The 3,291-nt window shown below is 57.6% G+C and carries 4 protein-coding genes and 2 pseudogenes; 3 read left to right on the plus strand and 3 right to left on the minus strand.

Annotation, left to right across the window (positions count from 1 at the left end; all coding sequences use genetic code 11):
* Nucleotides 1-33: 33 nt before the first annotated feature.
* A pseudogene (locus ACOCD2_RS14865) lies at nucleotides 34-186 on the minus strand (type I restriction-modification system subunit M N-terminal domain-containing protein); the annotation flags it as partial.
* Nucleotides 187-329: 143 nt separating this feature from the next.
* On the opposite strand from ACOCD2_RS14865, the gene ACOCD2_RS14870 reads away from it, so the two are divergent.
* Together ACOCD2_RS14870 and ACOCD2_RS14875 are read left to right on the plus strand one after the other, a co-directional pair.
* Entirely contained in the window at nucleotides 330-935 is a 606-nt protein-coding gene (locus ACOCD2_RS14870; protein WP_293701968.1) for a hypothetical protein, read from the plus strand.
* 49 nt (nucleotides 936-984) lie between these two features.
* Complete coding sequence (locus tag ACOCD2_RS14875) at nucleotides 985-1,821, plus strand: recombination-associated protein RdgC (RefSeq protein WP_419625759.1); 837 nt, start codon at nucleotides 985-987, stop codon at nucleotides 1,819-1,821.
* On the opposite strand, the gene ACOCD2_RS14880 is transcribed toward ACOCD2_RS14875, so the two are convergent.
* A complete protein-coding gene (locus ACOCD2_RS14880) occupies nucleotides 1,781-1,981 on the minus strand; it encodes a hypothetical protein (RefSeq protein ID WP_374109986.1) in 201 nt (66 codons plus the stop codon). The genes ACOCD2_RS14875 and ACOCD2_RS14880 overlap by 41 nt on opposite strands.
* 16 nt (nucleotides 1,982-1,997) lie before the next feature.
* Between ACOCD2_RS14880 and rdgC the strand changes: the two genes are divergently transcribed.
* Nucleotides 1,998-2,186, plus strand: a complete 189-nt coding sequence (rdgC, locus tag ACOCD2_RS14885; RefSeq protein ID WP_293649038.1) for a recombination-associated protein RdgC — start codon at nucleotides 1,998-2,000, stop codon at nucleotides 2,184-2,186.
* A 230-nt stretch (nucleotides 2,187-2,416) separates the two neighbouring features.
* Here the strand turns inward: rdgC and ACOCD2_RS14890 are convergent.
* Nucleotides 2,417-3,291: pseudogene (locus tag ACOCD2_RS14890) on the minus strand (mannose-1-phosphate guanylyltransferase/mannose-6-phosphate isomerase); the annotation flags it as partial.

A 3,291-nucleotide genomic window follows, 5' to 3' on the forward strand; every position in this document is an offset into this window, starting at 1 on the left:
CATTCCTTAATTCCTTATGGCTTCGTATTGTTCAAGTACGGCCTCGCGAGTGGGTTCCAGCACGCACTCCAACCGGCGCAGCACGGTGAACGGCAGGATGATCTTGCCAAACTCGGATTGTTTGAAGTCGCCTCTGAGCAGGTCGGCTACCGCCCATATTTCCGTGTCCAAGTTTTTCTGGTTCATTCATCCTTTCTCAACCTTGAATTGCAGTTATGAGAATAAATGAACTGGATGAAAAGTCAACCTAGTAATGCAGTTTTCGGCAGGAAAGCATAGATTGGACCTTATCGACTACCAACCGTAGTTTGCATTTAGCCAATTTTTCCATGGACCTGTTTCACAAGGGCGTGTTTGGCCGTCTGGCGCAGGAACTGGGGCAGCGGGGACACCAGCTGCAGATACTGTCCACCGCAGCTTCGGAAAGAATAAAAACGCAGCCAGGCAGCAGTCAGCGGGGAAAATTGATCAAGGATGCCAGTTTCGTGCTGCAGCAGTACCCCGATGCGCCCATCCTGCTCACCAGTTCCACTATCGATGCCTATGGGCGTGCGGAGCTGCTGGAGGAGGGTGAATCGGTTCGGGAGAAGGAATTTCTGGCAGAGGTGCTGGGCAGGATGCGCTCACCGGGGCAGGGTTTCGATACGGATCTGATGTTCTGGTTCAACGGCTGGGCCACCCTGTTTTCTGCGGTGCATGTCTGCCTGGGTAATGTTTACGAAGAGGGCGCGGAAACTGTGCTGGCGCGGCAGCGCAAGGATCCGCTCAGCAGGGCGCTGGCTGATTTCGATTGCCGCCTGCTCGATTTCTATGCCGAGAAGAAAGATGACCTTGATGCCCTGGTGGCCAGCGCGACCGGGCCGCACCACCTGTTTCATCGGCTCACCGAAGATGCCGACATGCGCCTGCACATGACGCGGCGCTTGATTGCCTGACACGCTAGTCGCATAATCAGCGCCCTTTTCATTCCCCAAGGACTGCCCGATGTGGTTTAGAAACCTGATCCTGTATCGCTTCACCCAGGCTTTCGACCTGGACGCCGAGACATTGGAAGAGAAACTGGCGGAAAAGACCTTTCGCCCCCTGGGTGACATGGAACCGGCTTTTACCGGCTGGACGGAACCCCTGGGAAAAGAAGGCAGGCAACTGGTACACACCGTGGGCAACTGCATGATGCTGTGCGCCCGCAAGGAAGAAAAGATACTGCCTGCCGCTGCGGTGCGGGAACTGGTGGAAGCCAGGGCGGGAGAGATCGAAGAGAAGGAAGGCAGGGAGGTGCGGGCCAGGGAGCGTCGTGAACTCAAGGAAACGGTGCTGCTGGAAATGATTCCCCGCGCCTTCAGCAAGAGCCATCACCAGTATGCCTATATCGACAGCAGGAACGGTTGGCTGGTGGTGGACACGGCAACGGCCAGCCGGGCAGAAGCCTTCATCGACCTGCTGCGCGAGTGCCTGGGCACCTTGCCCGTGGTGCCGTTGCAGGTGGCAGAATCACCCGATGCCGTTATGACCGAATGGCTGAAAGAAAGTGGCGTGCCTGCGGCGATCCAGATCGGGGACGAGTGCGAGCTGCGCGATCTCATGGAAGACGGCGCCATTGTGCGGGTCCGCCGGGAAGACCTGTTCTCCGATGAAATCCGGGTGCACCTGGAGGCGGGCAAACGAGCAATGCGCCTGGCGCTGACCTGGGAAGAGCGGGTCAGTTTCCTGCTCGATCGCTGCCAGCCATGGAGAGCGAAGCGAAGGCTGGTAGACCCCAGTAGCCGCGAGGCCGCACTGCTTACCCGTCGTGCGCATAGCGCCAGAGGGGAAGCAAAGTAGGCATCCAAACGCGGCGTCCAGTCATTGGGAGGCAAGTACGGAGCAGCAACGAGCTTGCGAAGTTGTTGCGTAGTGCTGGGTGACCAGGACGTCTGGGGCACCAATAGGTTGTCAAAGGCCGAGTCGATTTTGGGGACTGGGATGTCCCAAAATCTATCACGAGGCCGAAGACACGCTTGGAAAAATTCCAGCTCAAGCGCCTGCGCTTTCAGGACGCGGTGCTCGACGAGGCCGGTGATGTGGGTGCAGAAACAGCTGCCGAGCGCTTCGATGCGGACTTCGCCATTATGACGGGCGAGTTCTCCCGTTTCCTGCCGGAATTGATCACCTTGTTCGGTGGTGAGGAAAAAGACGGATTTTCCTGATCCTGTCCGGTGGCTTTTGCTCCCTCTCCGCTCGTGAGGATGTCGTAAAAGCCCTTCCTTGGGCTTTTACGACTCGGAATCGGAACAATGCGATTTTCCGATTCCGCCATTTTCAATGGCCTACAGCCATCAAAAATGGCGATGCGTCCTTGCATCGCGGAGGCTGTCGCCTTTTACGACACTCTTTTCGTAGGGAGAGGGGCATCTACGGATAGGTTAACAAAGAAGCATCAACGCCCGTAGAGATCTTCCAGCCGCTCGATATCGTCTTCTCCGAGATAGGCGCCGGACTGTACCTCGATAATATCGAGAGGGATCTTGCCGGGATTTTCCAGCCGGTGCTGCTGGCCGATGGGAATGAAGGTGGACTGGTTCTCCGACAGCAGAAAGGTCCTGTCGCCGCAGGTGACCTTGGCCGTGCCTTTCACTACCACCCAGTGCTCGGCGCGGTGATGATGCATCTGCAGGGACAACTGTGCGCCTGGCGCCACGGTGATGCGCTTTACCTAGTAGCGTTCTGCCCGGTCGATGCCCTGGTAGCTGCCCCAGGGGCGGTGAACCAGCGCGTGAATATCGATTTCCTTACGCTGTTCTCCGCTGAGCTGGTTGACCAGTTCCTTGACCTTCTGTACCTGGTCCCTGTGGGCAACCAGTACCACGTCGTGGGTATCGACCACCATGATGTCCTCGAGGCCTACCGTGGCCAGCAGGCGGCTGTCCGAGCGCAGGTAGCAGTTGCGCGAATCCTGGGCGAGGACGTCGCCCGTGATCACGTTACCGTCGTCGTCCTTGTCGCCGATCTCCCACAGGGCGGACCAGGAACCCACGTCGTTCCAGCCCACGTTCAGGGGAATCACGACGCCATTGTCTGTGTGTTCCATGACAGCATAGTCGATGGAGTCGGAAGAACAGTCGATGAAGGCCTGCTTTTCCAGGCGGATGAAATCCGCATCGGTTTCGGCCTGTTCATAGGCCTGTTTGCTGGCTTCGAGAATACCGGGAGCGAACTGCGCCAGTGCATCGAGATAGCGGGTAGCCCTGAACACGAACATGCCGCTGTTCCAGAAATAGTCGCCGGAAGTCAGGTATTCCCCGGCGGTATCAC

This window comes from Thiolapillus sp., assembly GCF_048562965.1.
GTDB lineage: Bacteria > Pseudomonadota > Gammaproteobacteria > Chromatiales > Chromatiaceae > Thiolapillus > Thiolapillus brandeum_A.